Origin of the sequence: Weizmannia sp. FSL K6-3076, from assembly GCF_038007245.1 — a bacterium.
GTDB classification, from domain to species: domain Bacteria; phylum Bacillota; class Bacilli; order Bacillales; family Bacillaceae_C; genus Weizmannia; species Weizmannia faecalis.
The window spans coordinates 1,637,567-1,654,229 of the sequence record NZ_JBBOWU010000001.1 but is presented as its reverse complement, the minus strand read 5'-3'; the positions used below and the strand labels follow the sequence as shown (position 1 = coordinate 1,654,229).

Annotated in this window: 20 protein-coding genes; 15 read left to right on the top strand and 5 right to left on the bottom strand. The window is 47.1% G+C overall.

What is annotated here, in order from left to right:
- Positions 1 to 7: 7 nt before the first annotated feature.
- Both selD and mnmH read left to right on the top strand, forming a co-directional pair.
- Entirely contained in the window at positions 8 to 1,057 is a 1,050-nt protein-coding gene (gene selD, locus NSS95_RS07665) for a selenide, water dikinase SelD (protein ID WP_014098252.1), read from the top strand.
- A gap of 33 nt (positions 1,058 to 1,090) precedes the next feature.
- Positions 1,091 to 2,137: a tRNA 2-selenouridine(34) synthase MnmH gene (gene mnmH / locus NSS95_RS07660; protein ID WP_014098253.1), complete on the top strand. Its 1,047-nt coding sequence runs from the start codon at positions 1,091 to 1,093 to the stop codon at positions 2,135 to 2,137.
- 84 nt (positions 2,138 to 2,221) lie between these two features.
- Here the strand turns inward: mnmH and NSS95_RS07655 are convergent, their stop codons facing one another.
- Positions 2,222 to 2,635, bottom strand: a complete 414-nt coding sequence (locus tag NSS95_RS07655; protein ID WP_035184813.1) for a hypothetical protein — start codon at positions 2,633 to 2,635, stop codon at positions 2,222 to 2,224.
- 102 nt (positions 2,636 to 2,737) lie between these two features.
- Positions 2,738 to 4,102: an FAD-binding oxidoreductase gene (locus NSS95_RS07650; RefSeq protein ID WP_251459600.1), complete on the bottom strand. Its 1,365-nt coding sequence runs from the start codon at positions 4,100 to 4,102 to the stop codon at positions 2,738 to 2,740.
- A 92-nt stretch (positions 4,103 to 4,194) separates the two neighbouring features.
- Here NSS95_RS07650 and NSS95_RS07645 point away from each other — a divergent pair, with 92 nt between their 5' ends.
- From NSS95_RS07645 to NSS95_RS07635, 3 genes are read left to right on the top strand one after another with little or no spacing between them, the layout of a single operon-like run.
- Positions 4,195 to 5,055, top strand: coding sequence for an SDR family NAD(P)-dependent oxidoreductase (locus NSS95_RS07645; protein WP_340713849.1), 861 nt, complete (start codon positions 4,195 to 4,197; stop codon positions 5,053 to 5,055).
- Positions 5,056 to 5,070: 15 nt separating this feature from the next.
- Positions 5,071 to 5,520: a MaoC family dehydratase N-terminal domain-containing protein gene (locus tag NSS95_RS07640; RefSeq protein WP_017550424.1), complete on the top strand. Its 450-nt coding sequence runs from the start codon at positions 5,071 to 5,073 to the stop codon at positions 5,518 to 5,520.
- Entirely contained in the window at positions 5,517 to 5,921 is a 405-nt protein-coding gene (locus NSS95_RS07635; protein ID WP_017550423.1) for a MaoC/PaaZ C-terminal domain-containing protein, read from the top strand. The genes NSS95_RS07640 and NSS95_RS07635 overlap by 4 nt, the downstream gene beginning before the upstream one ends.
- A 35-nt stretch (positions 5,922 to 5,956) precedes the next feature.
- Here NSS95_RS07635 and gndA read toward each other — a convergent pair whose 3' ends face one another.
- Positions 5,957 to 7,369, bottom strand: coding sequence for an NADP-dependent phosphogluconate dehydrogenase (gene gndA, locus NSS95_RS07630; RefSeq protein WP_014098259.1), 1,413 nt, complete (start codon positions 7,367 to 7,369; stop codon positions 5,957 to 5,959).
- Between the two features lie 289 nt (positions 7,370 to 7,658).
- Between gndA and NSS95_RS07625 the strand changes: the two genes are divergently transcribed.
- From NSS95_RS07625 to murB, 3 genes are all read left to right on the top strand, one after another.
- Positions 7,659 to 7,904: a YuzB family protein gene (locus NSS95_RS07625; RefSeq protein ID WP_014098260.1), complete on the top strand. Its 246-nt coding sequence runs from the start codon at positions 7,659 to 7,661 to the stop codon at positions 7,902 to 7,904.
- 71 nt (positions 7,905 to 7,975) lie between these two features.
- On the top strand, positions 7,976 to 8,485 hold the full coding sequence (locus NSS95_RS07620; protein WP_014098261.1) for a DUF1189 family protein: 510 nt from the start codon (positions 7,976 to 7,978) through the stop codon (positions 8,483 to 8,485).
- A complete protein-coding gene (gene murB / locus NSS95_RS07615) occupies positions 8,478 to 9,389 on the top strand; it encodes a UDP-N-acetylmuramate dehydrogenase (protein ID WP_014098262.1) in 912 nt (303 codons plus the stop codon). Before NSS95_RS07620 ends, murB begins: the two co-directional genes overlap by 8 nt.
- Positions 9,390 to 9,433: 44 nt before the next feature.
- Here the strand turns inward: murB and NSS95_RS07610 are convergent, their stop codons facing one another.
- The gene (locus NSS95_RS07610; RefSeq protein WP_026683400.1) at positions 9,434 to 9,772 is read right to left on the bottom strand and encodes a hypothetical protein; all 339 of its coding nucleotides are present in this window, start codon (positions 9,770 to 9,772) and stop codon (positions 9,434 to 9,436) included.
- 168 nt (positions 9,773 to 9,940) lie between these two features.
- Between NSS95_RS07610 and NSS95_RS07605 the strand changes: the two genes are divergently transcribed.
- The 4 genes from NSS95_RS07605 (at position 9,941) to NSS95_RS07590 (ending at position 13,001) form a co-directional block, all read left to right on the top strand.
- On the top strand, positions 9,941 to 10,879 hold the full coding sequence (locus NSS95_RS07605) for an ABC transporter ATP-binding protein (protein ID WP_046721176.1): 939 nt from the start codon (positions 9,941 to 9,943) through the stop codon (positions 10,877 to 10,879).
- Positions 10,876 to 11,823, top strand: coding sequence for an ABC transporter permease (locus tag NSS95_RS07600; RefSeq protein ID WP_046721175.1), 948 nt, complete (start codon positions 10,876 to 10,878; stop codon positions 11,821 to 11,823). Before NSS95_RS07605 ends, NSS95_RS07600 begins: the two co-directional genes overlap by 4 nt.
- 183 nt (positions 11,824 to 12,006) lie before the next feature.
- Positions 12,007 to 12,471, top strand: coding sequence for a VanZ family protein (locus NSS95_RS07595; RefSeq protein WP_014098266.1), 465 nt, complete (start codon positions 12,007 to 12,009; stop codon positions 12,469 to 12,471).
- 80 nt (positions 12,472 to 12,551) lie between these two features.
- Entirely contained in the window at positions 12,552 to 13,001 is a 450-nt protein-coding gene (locus NSS95_RS07590) for a Dps family protein (protein ID WP_014098267.1), read from the top strand.
- 85 nt (positions 13,002 to 13,086) lie between these two features.
- Here NSS95_RS07590 and NSS95_RS07585 read toward each other — a convergent pair whose 3' ends face one another.
- Complete coding sequence (locus NSS95_RS07585) at positions 13,087 to 14,379, bottom strand: Nramp family divalent metal transporter (RefSeq protein WP_014098268.1); 1,293 nt, start codon at positions 14,377 to 14,379, stop codon at positions 13,087 to 13,089.
- Positions 14,380 to 14,687: 308 nt separating this feature from the next.
- Between NSS95_RS07585 and NSS95_RS07580 the strand changes: the two genes are divergently transcribed.
- The 3 genes from NSS95_RS07580 (at position 14,688) to NSS95_RS07570 (ending at position 16,572) form a co-directional block, all read left to right on the top strand.
- Positions 14,688 to 15,314 (top strand): NUDIX hydrolase, encoded by a 627-nt coding sequence (locus NSS95_RS07580; RefSeq protein WP_014098269.1) that lies wholly within the window; start codon positions 14,688 to 14,690, stop codon positions 15,312 to 15,314.
- Between the two features lie 218 nt (positions 15,315 to 15,532).
- A complete protein-coding gene (locus NSS95_RS07575) occupies positions 15,533 to 16,042 on the top strand; it encodes a GNAT family N-acetyltransferase (RefSeq protein ID WP_014098271.1) in 510 nt (169 codons plus the stop codon).
- A 23-nt stretch (positions 16,043 to 16,065) separates the two neighbouring features.
- Positions 16,066 to 16,572, top strand: coding sequence for a DsbA family oxidoreductase (locus NSS95_RS07570; RefSeq protein ID WP_014098272.1), 507 nt, complete (start codon positions 16,066 to 16,068; stop codon positions 16,570 to 16,572).
- The last annotated feature ends 91 nt before the right edge of the window (positions 16,573 to 16,663 follow it).

Genomic DNA, 16,663 nt, shown 5'->3' with positions numbered 1-16,663 from the left:
ATGCAATATGGCACAATCAGAAAAAATAAAATTGACTTCACTGACAACAAAAGGCGGATGCGGATGCAAAATCGGTCCGGCGGATTTGCAGCAGGTGATGCGGACGCTGCCACCGAAGGCAGCGGATCCGAATTTGCTTGTCGGGCTCGATACGAACGATGATGCCGGCGTTTACAAGCTGACGGATGATTTGGCAATCGTGCAGACAGTCGACTTTTTTACACCGATTGTCAATGACCCTTATGCATTCGGCCAGGTGGCGGCGGCAAACGCAATTAGTGATATTTATGCCATGGGCGGTACGCCGCTAACTGCGCTGAATATTGTTGCTTTTCCGATCCATACCCTCGACAAAGCCATTCTTGCCGATATTTTAAAAGGCGCCGGTGATAAGTGCAAAGAAGCCGGGGTCACTTTAGCCGGTGGGCATTCGATTGATGACCAGGAACCTAAATTCGGGATGGCGGTGACTGGCACGATCCACCCGGCAAATATCCGCACGAATGCAGGGGCCAAACCGGGGGACAAGCTGATATTGACGAAACCGATCGGGGTCGGGATTTTGACCACTTCCATTAAACGGGATTTATTAACGGAAGAAGAGATCACACGCGTGACCAATGTCATGGCCACCTTAAATAAAAAAGCAGCTGAAATTTCCCGGGATTACACCATCCATGCTTCGACCGATGTGACCGGGTTCGGGCTTTTGGGCCATGCATCCGAAATGGCGCAGGGGAGCAAAAATGGGCTCCGTATTTACCAAGACAAAGTGCCGGTGCTGCCGCGCGTGCGTGAACTGGCGGAAGCAGGTGCTGTTCCGGGCGGCACAAAGAATAATTTTGCCCATATTGAAAATGTCGTCGACTTCCCAGAAGGCATGGACCAAATAGATAAATGGATTTTAAGTGATGCGGTCACATCAGGCGGCCTATTGCTGTCCGTTGCCGGCGATGAAGCGGAACAGCTGCTCGAAGAACTTGTAAAATCAGGGGTGGAAGCCAGCCTGATCGGTGAAGTCGTCGCGAGTCATCCCGGCCGTATCAAAGTGCAATAGTCCCATCAGGAACCATAGAAAGGCGGGAAATATTTGTTTCAAGACATTACCATTGAAGAAGCAAGAAAACGGATGGAGAAAAAGCAGCTCACATGGGTGGATGTCCGTTCCCCTTCCGAATACCGGAACGCAACGATTCCGGGGAGCGTGAATATTCCTTTATTTAATGATGAAGAACGGGCGGAAGTGGGGACGATTTATGCCCAATCCGGCAACCGCGCTGCGAAAGAACGCGGACTTGAAATTTTTTCGAAAAAGTTGCCCGGTTTTATCGAGGCTTTCCGTGAAATAGAAGGGGAAAAAGCGGTATTTTGCTGGCGCGGCGGTATGCGGAGCAAAACGGCGGCAACCGTTTTGGATCTGATGGACATCCATGCCTACCGGCTCCAGGGAGGCTACCGCGCCTACCGGAAATGGGTGACAGGTCTGCTTGAAAATATGGACTTTCATCCGGTTACGTATGTGCTGGGCGGCTATACAGGCACCGGTAAAACGTATATGCTCCGGGCGCTTGCTTCGGAAGGCTATCCGGTCCTTGACCTGGAAGGCATGGCCAATCATCGCGGCAGCATTTTCGGGGATATCGGCCTAAGCTCCCATAACCAGAAAACGTTCGATGCTTTGTTGGCAGAGCGCATTTTACAATTGAAAAATGCGCCGTATATTCTGATGGAAGCGGAAAGCAAAAGAATCGGAAAAGTAGTGGTGCCGGAATTTTTGATGGAAAACAAAGCGCGCGGCACGAAAATTATGATTGAATTGCCGGTGGAGGAACGGGTCCGCAATATTTTGGATGATTACCGGCCGTGGGAGAACAAAGAAGCGTGCATCCGTGCCTTTCAAAGCATCAAAGAACGGATTCACACGCCGGTTGCAAAAGAAATCGAGAAAGATTTACAGACTGAACGATATCATGAGGCCGTAAAATGGCTGCTCGAATATTATTATGATCCAAGATATGACCATTCGCTCGGAATAGAGGAGACAGAAAGGGTGAAAACGATCCGGGCCGGACATACCGACGAAGCGCTCGGCCAATTAAAAGAAATGTTAAAAACAGCCGGCCTTCCGTTGCACTAAAGCAATGGCAGGCCGGCTGTTTACATGTATCACTGCGGATTTATTTGGTACGCCTTATGGATTTGGCTCGCGGGTATGCCCCGGTCAGCAATGACAATCCCTGCCTGTCATGCCCGGGTAATAACCGTGCATCATTCCCGGGGCCATGCCCATCCCAGCGCCCGCATATCCTGGATAACCCGGCATTTGTCCATGGCCGTAACCGGCGCCTGTGTACCCCGGGCCCATCGGCAATCCCATATGCTGACCGTACCCCGGCATGCCGTACATGCCCGGATACATCGAAGTTGCGGGATGCTGTCCCGGGTACATTTGCCCTGCCATCGGATATTGCCCTGCCAAACCGTCTGATGCTCCCATCTGGCCCATTTGCCCCATCGGACCGTAATGCTGCATCATATCCATATCATCATCATAATAAGGCTGGCTTCCCCCGGCATAGCTGCCGAAATGCCCTAACCCCTGAGATTGCGGATAATTTCCATATGTTTGTTCCATCTCAACCCACTCCTTTTCGGTGTTCAACATTAGAGTATGTGGATCAGGGCGCATGGTTATAGACATTTGCCCCAAAAAGTGAAAAAAATGCGGGCAAAAGCCTCAAATAAAGATTTTACCGGGGTTTAAAATATGATTCGGGTCAAACAGATCCTTGATTTTCTTCATCATCCCATAAGCGGGCCCGTGTTCTTCACGCTGATATTTTGCCTTTCCAATCCCAACGCCGTGTTCGCCTGTGCAGGTACCGCCCTTTGAAAGCGCAAATGACACAATATGTTCATTTAACGCCTGTGCCTGCCGAATTTCATTTTCATTTCCCATATCGATCATTAAAATGACATGATAGTTGCCGTCGCCAACATGGCCGACAATGGCCCCGTCCATGCCCATTCTGTCAAGCGTTTTGCGCGTATCTTCAATGGCTTCGGGAAGGAAATGAAGGGGGACACAGGCATCGGTTACCATCATTTTCTTTCCCGGCGTGCCGCGGACAAAAGCGTAGGCAAGTTTATGCCGCGCATCCCAGAGCTTATGGCGCGCTTTTTCATCTTTTTCAAACATAACATTTTTGCATTGGAATTCGGCAAGGATGTCTTTCGCAAAGTTGACATCTTGTTTTAACCCGGATTCGTTCCCTGTAAATTCCAAAAATAAAGTGGGCCATTCCGGATACGATGTCCCCATAAACCGGTTTGCCTGCTGAAGCGACCGTTTGTCAACCAGTTCCATCCTTTCCATCGGGATCCCGGCTTGGCGGATCGCGACAACAGCATCAACCGCCTGCCTGACCGTTTCGAAAACGGCCCTTGCCGCAACCATTGCTTCCGGAATGCCGTATACTTTTAAAGCCAGTTCGGTAATGACGCCCAGTGTCCCTTCAGACCCGACCATGAGCCCGTTTAAATGGTAGCCCGACGATGATTTTGCGGCAAGGCTTCCGGTATGAATGACCGTTCCGTCCGCCAGTACCACTTCTAAATCATACACCTGGTCGCGCATGACCCCGTATTTAACAGAAGTGGTGCCACTGGCGTTGGTCGCGGCCATCCCTCCCAATGTTGCATCCGCCCCCGGGTCGACCGGGAAAAACAAACCATACTTTTTCAGCTCCCGGTTTAACTGCGTGCGCGTCACACCCGGCTGCACCCGGACAATAAAGTCACGGTCAAGTACTTCTACCACTTTGTTCATCCGCATCATATCAAGCGTAATCCCGCCCTGATAAGGAATGACATGGCCTTCGAGACTGGAACCGAGGCCAAAAGGAATCACCGGAATGCGGTTTTCATTGGCAAAAGCAACCACTTTCCTTACTTGCTCCACCGACTCGGGAAATACAACAGCCTGCGGCAAATGGGGTGTATGATAGGATTCGTCTCTGCTGTGCTGCTCAAGAACCGTTTCATTTCCGCTGACCAAATCCGGGCCGATCAATTCTTTCAGTTTTAAAATAAAATTTTCCAAGCTTGCCACCTCTTTATGTATATTTCTACTTTTTATAATATACGAAAAATAAAGCGCTGACAAAATTTTTGGCAGTGGAGTGCTTGAAAGGGATGCACAAATATTTACAAAAGGAAGCGTTTAATTTAAACTGTTTACTGTATATATTTAAAACAAACAGAAAAATTCGAACATTCGAGGGGGGAGCGGTTTTAAAAAGGTTTGAAAACAGGGTTGCGATTGTAACGGGTGCAAGCAGAGGGATCGGCAAAGCCGTTGCAGCCGCCTTTGCCAAAGAAGGGGCAAAAGTCTGTCTCGTCGATATCAATGAAAAGGCTTTAGAAGAAACTGTAAAGGCTCTCAAAGAAAGCGGTTACGATGTATTCGGGCAGCTGGCGGATGTGGCAAACCGCACGCAGGTGGAAGCGGTGGTTTCAGCTGTGTGCACCCGGTATGGAAAGATTGATATTCTTGTCAACAATGCAGGCGTGATCCGCGATAATCTGCTGTTTAAAATGACGGATGAAGACTGGGATACCGTCATGAATGTCCATTTGAAAGGGGCGTTCCTCTTTTCAAGGGCTGTCCAGCAAAATATGGTTGAAAACAAATACGGAAGAATCATCAACACCTCTTCCACTTCCGCGCTCGGCAACCGCGGCCAGGCAAACTACGCGGCGGCAAAAGCGGGCATTCAGGGCTTTACAAAAACGCTGGCCATTGAACTCGGAAAGTTTGGCATTACCGCCAATGCGGTTGCGCCCGGCTTTATTGAAACCGACATGACAAAAGCGACGGCTGAGCGGCTCGGCGTTAAATTCGACGACTTTATCGCATTTAATCAATCGATGATTCCTGTCGGTCGGACAGGAAAGCCGGAAGATATTGCAAACGCGGTCCTTTTCTTTGCGATGGAAGAATCGTCGTTCGTAAACGGCCAGGTGCTCTATGTTGCCGGCGGGCCGAAAGCATAATAAGGGGGCGGGCGGATGTTTGAAGAACTGATTGGAAAACGGTCAAATCCGGTCCAAAATACGATCGAAAGGGGCGCTGTCAGAAAGTTCGCCGAAGCCATCGGTGACCCGCACCCTGTTTTTACAGATCCTGCCTTTGCGGCTGAAAAAGGGTTTAAAGCCAACATCGCACCGCCGACATTCCCGGTCACGTTTGACTACGGGATAATAGAAGGCCTGGACCTTCCGAAAGCTGGGCTCATACACGGGGAACAAAATTTCGAATATCAACGGCCGCTCTATGTCGGAGAAGCATTGCACTGCTATAGGGAAATTGAAAAATACCAGGAAAGAAAAGGAAAGCTCGGACAGATGGGTTTCTTGTTTATAAAAAGCACGGCGGAAGATAAGAATGGTGAAATCGTCATGACCGCAACCCAAACGATTATTCTTTCTGAAACGGTCCGGAAGGGGATGAAAGGATGAACCTTCGCGCGAAAAAACCCGGGGACAGCCTGGAAAGCATGGAACTCCCGCCGGTTTCAAGGTTGGACTTAATCAAGTACGCTGGTGCTTCCGGCGACTTTAATCCGATTCATACGATCGATGAAGCAGCAGAAAAAGCCGGGCTGCCCGGCATTATTGCCCACGGGATGTGGACAATGGGAAATCTCGGAAAGCTGTTTACACCGTATGTTGGCGAAGGATTCATCGAAAAATTTAGCGTGCGCTTTGCGGGCATGGTTTTTCTAGACGATCGCTTGACACTGTCGGCAACGCTGAAAGAAGCGCAAGGCGCCCGGCAAACGTATGAAGCAGTGGTGGCCAATCAAGACGGGGGAAAAGTGATCAAAGGCGAAATCGTGTTCAAAATGTACGGAGAGTAAAAAAATCCCGCCAGGTGCGGCGGGATTTTTCTGAATTATAACTCAAGCCATTCCGTATGGAAGATGCCTTCTTTGTCAACGCGCTGGTACGTATGGGCACCGAAATAGTCACGCTGGGCCTGTAAGAGATTGGCAGGCAGCACTTCCGAACGGTACGAATCGTAATAGGCAAGCGCTGCGGACAAAGCCGGCACAGGTACGCCGAAGCGGACAGCTGTCGCGATGACTTCGCGCAACGCATCCTGGTAGCTTTCCACGATTTCCTTGAAATACGGGTCAAGGAGCAGGTTTTTAAGATTGCGATCGCGGTCGTACGCATCTTTGATTTTTTGCAAAAATTGCGCGCGGATGATGCAGCCCCCGCGGAAAATCATCGCAATTTCACCGTAATTCAAATCCCAGTTATATTCTTCCGAAGCGGCCCGCATTTGCGCAAAGCCCTGGGCGTAAGAACAAATCTTGCTCATGTACAATGCTTTTCTGACCGCTTCAATGAACGCTTTTTTGTCTCCTGAAAAAGCGGGTTTTTCAGGCCCTTTTAGCAATTTGCTTGCCGCTTTCCGTTCTTCTTTCATGGCCGAGATAAAGCGGGCGAATACGGACTCCGTAATCAATGGCAGCGGAACCCCTAGATCAAGCGCACTCTGGCTTGTCCATTTGCCTGTCCCTTTTTGGCCGGCCGTATCTAAAATGACGTCGACAAGCGGTTTGCCGGTTTCTGGGTCTTTTTTTGTAAAAATATCAGCGGTAATTTCGATTAAATAACTGTCGAGCTCGCCTTTGTTCCAGTCGGCAAACACTTCGTGCAGCTCGTCCGCAGTGAGGCCGAGGATATTTTTGAGCAGATTGTAGGACTCTGAGATGAGCTCCATATCGCCGTATTCGATGCCGTTATGAACCATTTTCACATAATGGCCGGCACCATCCGGACCGATATAGGTTGTGCACGGGTCACCATTTACTTTAGCAGCAATGTCTTTTAAAATCGGTGCAACAAGGTCGTATGCTTCTTTTTGCCCACCAGGCATGATCGAAGGGCCTTTCAGCGCGCCTTCTTCACCGCCTGAGACACCGGTGCCGATAAAATGGATGCCGAGTGCACTTAATTCCTTGTTACGGCGCTGTGTATCTTTAAAGAATGTGTTGCCGCCGTCAATCAAGATATCGCCTTTGTCGAGAAACGGTTTTAACTGCTCGATCGTGGCGTCTGTTGCTTCGCCCGCTTTGACCATCAGCAGGATTTTTCGCGGTTTTTCAAGCGAATGGACGAATTCTTCCATTGTAAAATAACCGAAAATATTTTTTCCTTCCGATTCTTTTAACATTTGCTCGGTTTTTGAACGGGAACGGTTGAAGACCGAAACGGTGTAACCTTTGCTTTCGATATTCCACGCAAGGTTTTTCCCCATGACGGCCAAACCGATGACGCCGATTTGCTGTTTTTCCAATGTAGACACCTCAACATGATTAGATTGTAAAGTCTTTCCTTTGCGCGCAGGTGGCTGCAAGCAAAATGGAAGTCTTACATTATTGTACCAAATATCTCCTGTTATTATAAAGAAAAAGACAGCCTGGCCGGAAAATATTTATATTTTCCGGGAAAGAAGTGTCCGTGTATACGATTTCCGATGAACGGGGACCTCCGGGAAAGCGCGCCTGTTGGGATTTTTTTAAAGCTTACAGTATAATGGATAAAGATGCCGTTTTACGGCTTTTAAGCAAAAGGAGGAAACGGGATTGGGCATTATTTTAGTCGAAATATGTGAAGGCAGCCTGATCAACACAATTGATGTGGAAGCAGAACTTGAATCCCGGTATCCTGAAGTTGCGGTGATTTCAAATGAATGCTTAATGGCGTGCGGGTTATGCACCTACAGTCCGTTTGCGATGGTGAACGGAAAAAGGATTTTTGCCAAAACGCCTGAGGCTTGCCTTGAAAAAATAAAAGCAGCAATTGAAACGGAATTAAAGAATCTGTCGTAAATGGTTCTCGTTTCAAATTGTTTTTTATATTATAATGTGGAGTGGAGCATTCGGGAGAGGGGGATAACAGGATGGATATTTGGACTGCATTCAAATACAGCTGTTTATTGCCGGGAAAAAGAGCTGCTTTTCGTTTGAACAGGCTTCCGATGGACAGGACTGTTTTGTATGTGGTTCTGCTTGTTCTTATGGTTTCCTGTCTGCATATCCCTGCACTTTTAACCGGCGGATCCCTTGATGCCCTGAATGCCATCCAATTTGTTTTTTATTTTCTGTTCGCTTATGTGCTCGTTGTCCTGTGTGGCGTATTGGCCGGCATTTCCCTGCTCGCTTGTGCCGGATACGGGCTCAGGAAGCTGTGGAAGAGAAAACTGGCGTACCAGCATTTATGGAAAATGTCATGCTTTGTCATGACGGTCCCGTTTATTTTACATACAATCATTCATGAATGGTTTACGAAAAACGGTTTTGTTTCGGGTGTGGTGCTGATCGGGTATCCGCTTTTTTGTTTGGCGGCGATGATCCTCCACTATCCGGAAATAAAGAGGCATCAAAGAAAAGAAGGAGAAGAGCATGGCTGAAAAGACAATTTTACAAGACTTGCGTTCGCTCATTTATCCGCGTGAAATTCTGGAAGATGAACCGTTAAGCAAATATACTTTTACAAAAACAGGGGGAAAAGCGGATATTTTGATTTTTCCTGAGACATATGAAGAAGTGCAAAAGACGGTCCGTTTTGCCTCTCTGAACGGCGTGCCGTACACGATCCTCGGCAACGGCTCCAATCTGATCATCAAAGACGGCGGCATCAGGGGAATTGTGCTGATTCTGACCAAATTAGCGAAAATATCGCACACAGGCAATGACATTACAGCCCAGTGTGGTGCAGCCATTATCGATGTATCGCGCTATGCTTTAAAGCAAAAGCTGACAGGGCTTGAGTTCGCCTGCGGGATACCGGGATCTGTCGGCGGTGCGCTGTATATGAATGCGGGGGCGTATGGCGGGGAAGTCAAAGATGTTCTGAAAAGCGCGCTTGTCCTGACCAAAACAGGCGAGATGAAAAGGCTTGAAAAAAGCGATTTGTCCTTCCAGTACAGGAAAAGTTCAATTGCGGAAAACGGGGAGATTGCGCTTGAAGGGACGTTCAGCCTGGAGCCGGGCGACGCACAGGAGATCAAAGCCAAAATGGATGAATTGACTGATCTCAGGGAATCGAAACAGCCACTTGAATATCCATCGTGCGGCAGCGTGTTTAAAAGGCCGCCCGGCTATTTTGCAGGGAAACTGATTCAGGACAGCGGGCTCCAGGGGAAACGCATCGGTGGCGTCGAGGTTTCGACCAAACATGCCGGGTTTATGGTGAATGTCGGCGGCGGAACGGCAACGGATTATATGAATTTGATCAAATTTGTCCAAAAAACGGTAAAAGAAAAATTTGGGGTAGATCTTGAGACAGAAGTAAAAATTATCGGGGAAGATTAAAAAACATCCCGGTTCTTTTATACGCAAAGGAACCGGGATGTTTTTCATCCTTTCCGGCGGATATCGGTTAACCGGTTTCCACGGTATTTGATGTACACTTGGTCGCCAATATTAAAATTTAAATACGTATCGCAGTCGATCGCAAGCGTTTTGCCGTTATTGAATGCGATCGCGCAATACGGTTTTGTCGTTGTTGGTGCCACTTTTATTTTTCGCTTTGTTTTCACACCGGTTGCAACCGGCATTTCTTTCCGGTTGGGCGTGTAAAATTTATCGGTAATCTTTACGCGCTGATAGCTTACCGGGCGCTGAAAAAAGATCAATCCTGCAAGCACGGCCAGGCAGATGATGAATAAAGCCAGTTTCCATTTCAGTTTTTCCATTGGTCATCCCTCTACTCCCAAAACGTCTCTATGAATATCTTTATGGGGCTCTTCATTAAAATATGTATATACCACAATCAAATGCTTTTTTAACCGAATCTTTTTTGAAACTTTTTAAGGCCAGTTTCGTATATGGATTAGACTCGTTTAGCAGAAAGTAGGGATGTTATGAGTGAAATGGCACTCTCGGTCAAAGGGATTACAAAACAAATCCGCTCGCGCAAAATTGTAGACCAGGTCAGTTTTGAAGTGAAAAAAGGCGAGGTTTTCGGCCTTCTCGGTCCGAACGGCGCCGGTAAAACAACGATTATCCGGATGATTGTTTCATTGATGAAACGCACAAGCGGAGAAATCTTTATTAACGGCAAAAGCCTCGATGAAGATTTCAAAGGCGCTTTGAATGAAATCGGCGCGATCGTTGAAAATCCGGAATTTTATTCGTATATGACCGGCTATCAAAATCTGGTCCACTATAAGAGAATGTCAAGGAAACCCATTTCTGAAGAGAGATTATGGGAAGTCGCAAAGCTTGTCAAACTGGAAGATGCGCTTAAACAAAAAGTCAAAACGTATTCGTTAGGAATGCGACAGCGGCTTGGGGTTGCACAGGCAATTTTGCACCGGCCTTCGTTATTGATTCTTGATGAGCCGACAAACGGCCTTGACCCGCAAGGCATCCGCGAATTCAGGGGCTATTTGCGGGAGCTGGCAGGAAGCGGGGTATCTGTCCTCGTTTCCTCGCACCTTCTTTCGGAAATGGAATTGATGTGCGACCGGTATGCCATTATTGAAAAAGGGAAACTGATCCATATTGAAACGATGGCAGAAACGACAACGGTAAAACAGGATGACCGCCGCGATATCCTGTTTGCAACGGATGACAGCGAAAGGGCGAAGCAGGCAGTAGAGAAACAGCTCCATTTTCCGGTTTCCATTGTCGATGATACGCGCATTTTGGTTTCGGCAGCTTACAAAGATGCAGCCGTTATCAACGCAACATTGGTAGGAAACGGCTGCAACGTCTATGAAATTCATTTTGAAAAGAAAACGCTGGAAGACCGTTTCCTTGAACTCACGAATCATACAACAGGGGAGGAAAATCAATGATCGCTTTAATCCGAAATGAATGGATGAAAATATTTGCCCGGAAAAGCGCATGGGTCTATATGCTCCTGATTGTAGCGTTCGTGCTGATTGCTGCACTGTTTTACAATAAGGTTTACGGCAAAGACGATCCAAACTGGCGTACGAAAATCGAGAAAGAAATCAAAGCGGATGAGGCACTAATGAAAAAGGATCCTGAACAATACGCGGACCTTGCGCCAACCATCCAAAAAAACCAAGATTATTTGAAATACAATATCAATCCGGATGCCCATTCAAACTGGCATTTCATGAACAATGTGGTCATTCCGCTCGGTTCATTTGTCACCTTGTTCAGTGTGATCGTGGGGAGCGCCAACGTTTCATCGGAATTTGCATCCGGGACGATTAAGCAACTGATGATCCGCCCGCATGCGAGATGGAAAATTTTGCTGTCCAAATACATTGCTGTCACAGCATACGCGGTATTGCTGCTTGCCGTTCTGCTTATAGCCGGCTATTTGATCGGTATCCTTTTTCAGGGATCCGGCAGTTTCCATATGAAAATGATCGAAAATACTTTGGATTACAGCCAATATAAAATTAAAGAAATCGGACCGCAATTTTTCCTGAAATTTGCCCTTTATTTGCCGAGCCTTGTCATGGTAAGCGCGATTGCGTTCATGCTTTCGACCTTGTTCAAGAGCCAGGCTCTGGCTGTCGGGATCGGCATTTTTGCCCTGTTTATCACAAACACACTGGGCGGGATTTTTCTGTTTCTGATGGACCGGTACCATTGGCTGAAATTCCTGATTTTCCCGCATTTGGACTTGTCTGTTTACGCGTACCAGGATAAACTTACAGACGGCGTCACCTTGCCGTTTTCACTAATCACACTTGCTGTTTATTATGTCGTTTTTATGGTCTTGACCTTTTGGTATTTTCAAAAACGCGATATTGCGTTTTGATACAGCGGGTAAATTCAGGTAAAATGGCGGCAAAGGGCTGGGTGAAGGAGGGATCTGCAAGAGCAGGTCTCTCTTTGCTTTTTTTGGGGGCGGGGTGTATCAGGCTGTACGGGCGGCGCATAGCGTGTGCACCCACTGAATAGGATGATAATGGGAGGCTTGCCCGAACCGCTGGAGGATGATATGGGAAAAAATAACCGGAAAAAAATCAATGCGGCCGTTTTGTTCATTTTCATTGTGTATGCTGCTTATTTAGCGGAACTTTTGTTCTTTATCCCGTACCGCCATGCGCCCAATTCTGCCAGCCAAAATATCATTCCGTTTAAAACGATCCGAATGTATATCCTTTATTACCGTTACTTTCAATTTGAAGTCTGGTTTTCCAATCTGTTTGGGAATATTTTCATGTTTATGCCGTTCGGGTTTTTCCTGCCCTTTCTTTTCAGGCGGCTGAGAAAGGTCTGGATAATGGGATTGCTGTCGTTTTTAGCATCGGCTTTGGTGGAAACCATTCAAGGATATTTCCATGTCGGAGGTTTTGATGTGGATGATATTTTGCTGAATACAACGGGTGGATTGTGCGGTTACGGTATCTTTTTACTGGTCCGCAAGCTTGTGAAAAAAATCAAAATTGAGATTTGGCGTTAAATATGCATAAGAAAAGCCCTGCGGTGAAAATCTAACGAGGACCAATCAATGGCCGGCCTGTAAAAGGGGGGAAGTATGCATTGGATGAAGAAAAACTGGTCCGATTTTTAAACCAGGAACTTTCAAATTTTACAGTGCTTTATATCAAACTGCACCGTTACCACTGGTATATTCAGGGAAAAAACTTTTTCACGCTCCATGCTTATTTTGAAGATTTGTACCGGTCATTTTCAAAACAAATGGATGTGCTTGCCGAAAGAATTTTGGCAATCGGGGGACGGCCGCTTGCGACCATGTCGAAATTCCTTGACCAGAAGACGCTTGTTGAAGCGAGCGCGGATAATGAAGAGGGCGAACTGCTGCAGCAATTAAGGGAGGATTTGGCGCAGTTGGCAAAGGAAATCCGGGAAACGGGGATTCCGCTGGCGGAAGAAAACAAGGACAATGCCACCGTCAATCTGCTCACCCGTTTTCTGACCCGGTTTGACAAAGATATTTGGATGCTGGATGCGATGGCGGACAAACGGTAAATGCCGCTGCTTTTTTCCTAAGCCGTGAAAAAGCAGCGGCAAATAAAAAAACAGCCTTTCCATTTGATGGAAGGGCTGTTTCACTTTATATAAATGTATCAATCAAAAGGAACAGATTCAGGCATACGACGAATCCTGCCACGATCCACGAGATGATGCTCGTTATCCGGTGGTTCACCAGTTCACCCATGATCTGTCTGTTGCTCGTGAACAGAATCAGCGGGACAAGGGCAAAGATGATCCCGAATGAGAGAATGACCTGGCTTATTACAAGCGCGCTTGTCGGGTTGGTGCCCATCATGATAATGAGAAGCGGCGGGATCATTGTGATCGCACGGCGCAAATAAAGATTGATCCGTTTGTTGATAAACCCTTGCATGACGACATCACCGGATAATGTGCCGACAGAGGAGCTGGAAAGCCCTGCAATCAAAAGGCCAAGGCCGAAAGAGATCGCCGCTGCCGGTCCGATATGGGTGTAGAACTCACGAAACGCGACATCCAGATCTTCCACGACAAGGCCGTTTTTATAAAATACACTGGACGCAATCACAAGCATGCTCATATTGATGGCCCCGGCGATCACCATTGCGATGATGATGTCGATCAATTCAAATTTGAAAATTTTTCTTTTTTCCAGCTCGTTTTTTCCGACGATTCTGTTTTGCGTCAATGAAGAGTGCAAATAGATGGCATGGGGCATGACGGTGGCGCCGAGAATGCCGGCAGCCAGGACAATGCTTTGGATGCCATCGAATTTTGGCGTGACAATCCCACCGAATACTTTTACCCATTCCGGTTTTGCCAGAAATGTTTGCAAAGCAAAAGCGAGCACGACAATCATCACAAGGGCGGCAATCACTGCCTCAAACGATCGGTAGCCGCGGCGCTGCAATTCGAGGATAGCAAACGATCCGACTGCTGTAATCAATGCGGCCGGCAAAAGCGGAAGGCCGAAAATTAAATACAGGCCTAAAGCTGCGCCGATAAATTCTGCCAAATCTGTTGCAATAATGACTAACTCACTTTGAATCCATAAAAAGATCGACACCGGTTTTGGAAAATGGTCATGTGCCACTTCCGGCAAATTTTTCCCGGTTGCAATGCCGAGCTTTGCGGAAAGGGACTGGATTAAAACGGCCATTAAGTTTGAAAAGGCAATGACCCAAAGCAGCATATAGCCGTATTTCGATCCTGCCGTAATATTGGTGGCAAAATTACCGGGATCGATATAAGCAACGCCTGCAATGAAGGCCGGGCCTAGGAAAGGCAAAATCCGTTTTAACCCTTTCACATCCCCCCGTAGTACAGCTTGTGCGCTCGTTGTATTATGGGACGTGCGGCCTGGCATTTTTTGGCTCATCGTTTTTTCACTCATAGATGTTTCCCCTTTCTTTAATTTTAACCCTGAAACAAAAAAGTTTCCTTAGGGAAAACTTTATCTAGTACTATTGTATTCAATGTTTGCGAAAAAGTAAACCTTTTGCATGCATTTTCCCCTGTATTTTTTATGGAAAACATGCTTTTTGTTCATTATGCCCGATTCCTGTGCTGTTATGGCTTCTGCTCCGGGAGAAAAAAGGAGGGGAGAAAAATGCATCCTTTTCTTGAAAACTGTGGTATATATTAGGTATAGGGAAAACTGTTTTCACAACATGGAAACGAGGTTTAAAAGGGGGGAATCGATTGAACGAGGCATTCATTATCGAAAAATTAAAAAGGCGGGAACCGTCCGTTTTTGGGATGGACCGTTTGTCCCAGTTTGCGGTCCTGTTGCCGCTCGTTCAAAAAGGCGATGGCCTTCATGTTTTATTTGAAGTCCGGTCCCGGCAGTTAAGAAAACAGCCGGGGGAAATTTGTTTTCCGGGCGGCAGAATTGAAACGACGGACAAAAACCCAATGGAAGCCGCGATTCGGGAAACAACCGAGGAACTGTGCATGGATGCGTCTGTCATCCGCAACGTATTCCCGCTTGACTATGTCGTTTCATCATATGGAAGGCGCGCGATCTTTCCGTTTGCGGGTTTTTTGCCGGATATGCCTTTTCATCCGAATCCGGGCGAGGTGGAAGAAGTCTTTACAGTCCCGCTTTCGCATTTTGCCAAAACAGCGCCGGAATGTTACCGGATTGAATTTAAGGTAGAGCCTGACCAGGATTTTCCTTTCCATTTAATTCAGGGTGGTAAATCATATAAATGGAACAGCCAGCAAATGGACGAGTATTTTTATTACTACGGGGATTATGTTATTTGGGGATTAACCGCCGGCATTTTGAAAAACTTTATGGATATTTTGGGTGCGGACAAAGCTTGAATGATGCCCGTGGCGGCTGTCCTGCCCTTTCGGAAACCGGAAATGCCGCCGGAATCCGGCAGCCGGGTGCCTTCATACCGGGTGTTTTCAGCATGGTCTGGTGTGCAGGACATAAAAAAACTGTTCAATTACGTGAAATTATTATAAAATGTTGTTTATAATACAAAGCTTCCGTTCCGGAAACGGAGGGGACTTTTACAATTGAGGGAAAATGAGCGATGATACAGCATGGCCTAATCAGAAATGCCACAGAAGAAGATCTGCAGGAGATTCTGGACATTTATAATGCCTGCATCGGAAACGGGATTATAACGGCTGACACAGTCCCGGTCACCGTAGAAGAAAAGTTGCCATGGTTTAAAGCCCATCACCCGGACAGCCGGCCGCTTTGGGTGTTGGAAGCAGACGGGGAGATTGCTGCCTGGATCAGTTTAAGCGATTTTTACGGAAGGCCCGCTTACCAGCCTACTGCTGAGGTCAGTATTTATGTCAGCGAAAAATGGAGAGGAAAAGGAGCCGGGAAGCACCTGCTCGGGAAAATGTTGGAAGCCTGCCCGAAGCTAGGGGTGGAAACACTGCTCGGCTTTATTTTCAGCGAAAACAAGGCCAGTTTAAAGTTGTTTGCATCCTTCGGGTTTGAAACTTGGGGGCATTTGAAAGAAGTGGCTGTGCTTGACGGACGCATGCACGATTTAATCATCACTGGTAAAAAAATTCAAGGATTTTGAAAGGCTTAAGGAGCTATAAAGTTATGAAAATAGAATTATGGTCGGATTTTTCATCGGCAGATTCTTATCTTGCCTTTGTAAGACTTGGCGAGGCACTGGAACAATTTGGCCACAGGGAAAGCATTCAACTGGAATTTCGCAGTTTCGTGAAAAACCCCGAAAAAGAAGTACATATTGAAGAGAGCCATAAATTGCTGCACTTTGCAAAACAACACGGGAAACAGACGTTCATTGCGAAGGCACTGTTTGAAACGTATGCCCGGCAGCCTTCACCAGGTACAGGAGATTTATTACATGCTGCCCAAATGGCCGGACTGAATAAAAGAGCGGCTGAAAAAGCCATTGTAACGGATGTTTACTTGGAGCATATCAAAAAAGACCAGGCAGAAGCAGATCTATTGAGCGCGGATTTTGCCCCCTTTATGGTCATCAACCGGAAATATGCGATTTCGGGAGCCCGCCCGGTTGATTTTATTGTTCAGTCCATGCATGAAGCATGGCGAGAAGAAACCTATGTGGCGGCCATATAAACATGAAAAAAGCGCCCGGTCCGGGGCGCTTTTTTCCAATCTTTCTTGCGGCGGCTAAGGCTTGCACTCCACATTGTGCATTCCAAAAAGG

Excerpts from the sequence above, each read along its gene's own strand:
- selD (WP_014098252.1), top strand. The coding sequence starts at position 8 with ATGGCACAATCAGAAAAAATAAAATTGACTTCACTGACAACAAAAGGC.
- NSS95_RS07655 (WP_035184813.1), bottom strand. The coding sequence starts at position 2,635 with ATGGAACAAACATATGGAAATTATCCGCAATCTCAGGGGTTAGGGCAT.
- NSS95_RS07645 (WP_340713849.1), top strand. The coding sequence starts at position 4,195 with ATGCACAAATATTTACAAAAGGAAGCGTTTAATTTAAACTGTTTACTG.
- NSS95_RS07640 (WP_017550424.1), top strand. The coding sequence starts at position 5,071 with ATGTTTGAAGAACTGATTGGAAAACGGTCAAATCCGGTCCAAAATACG.
- NSS95_RS07635 (WP_017550423.1), top strand. The coding sequence starts at position 5,517 with ATGAACCTTCGCGCGAAAAAACCCGGGGACAGCCTGGAAAGCATGGAA.
- NSS95_RS07620 (WP_014098261.1), top strand. The coding sequence starts at position 7,976 with ATGGATATTTGGACTGCATTCAAATACAGCTGTTTATTGCCGGGAAAA.
- murB (WP_014098262.1), top strand. The coding sequence starts at position 8,478 with ATGGCTGAAAAGACAATTTTACAAGACTTGCGTTCGCTCATTTATCCG.
- NSS95_RS07610 (WP_026683400.1), bottom strand. The coding sequence starts at position 9,772 with ATGGAAAAACTGAAATGGAAACTGGCTTTATTCATCATCTGCCTGGCC.
- NSS95_RS07605 (WP_046721176.1), top strand. The coding sequence starts at position 9,941 with ATGAGTGAAATGGCACTCTCGGTCAAAGGGATTACAAAACAAATCCGC.
- NSS95_RS07600 (WP_046721175.1), top strand. The coding sequence starts at position 10,876 with ATGATCGCTTTAATCCGAAATGAATGGATGAAAATATTTGCCCGGAAA.
- NSS95_RS07595 (WP_014098266.1), top strand. The coding sequence starts at position 12,007 with ATGGGAAAAAATAACCGGAAAAAAATCAATGCGGCCGTTTTGTTCATT.
- NSS95_RS07585 (WP_014098268.1), bottom strand. The coding sequence starts at position 14,379 with ATGAGTGAAAAAACGATGAGCCAAAAAATGCCAGGCCGCACGTCCCAT.
- NSS95_RS07575 (WP_014098271.1), top strand. The coding sequence starts at position 15,533 with ATGATACAGCATGGCCTAATCAGAAATGCCACAGAAGAAGATCTGCAG.
- NSS95_RS07570 (WP_014098272.1), top strand. The coding sequence starts at position 16,066 with ATGAAAATAGAATTATGGTCGGATTTTTCATCGGCAGATTCTTATCTT.